Consider the following 358-nt stretch of genomic DNA (forward strand, 5'->3'; position numbering starts at 1 on the left):
GGGCGCGTATCTGGTTGTGATCAAAGGGGGGTCCGGGTGAACTCCTTGATCCAGATCATCGAGGCGCGGAGGTGAAGGCCGGCAAGGTAGCTGCCCGGGGTCTTGTCGTAGCGGGTGGCGATTCCCCGCCAGGCCTTCAACTTGTTGATCAGACGTTCGACGGTGTTCCGTTCCTTGTAGAGATCAGCGTCGTGGCGGACGGGGCGCCCACCCCTGCTGCCCTTCCTCGTGCGGTTGGCGGCCTGGTCGGCCTTCTCGGGAATGACGGCCTTGATGCCACGTCTGCGCAGGTAGGCACGGTTGCCGCGCGACGAGTACGCCTTGTCCCCGGCGACCGCCCCGGGTCGGGTACGGGGAC

At 66.2% G+C, this 358-nt stretch carries 1 protein-coding gene; it reads right to left on the reverse strand.

Going from position 1 to position 358, the window contains the following annotated elements; all coding sequences use genetic code 11:
• Window positions 1-20: 20 nt before the first annotated feature.
• Window positions 21-358, reverse strand: a 338-nt coding sequence (locus AC559T_RS17525) for a transposase (protein WP_498869420.1), incomplete at its 5' end; no start/stop codon positions are given.

It is taken from the genome of Frankia sp. Hr75.2 (assembly GCF_949319125.1).
Classification (GTDB): domain Bacteria; phylum Actinomycetota; class Actinomycetes; order Frankiales; family Frankiaceae; genus Parafrankia; species Parafrankia soli.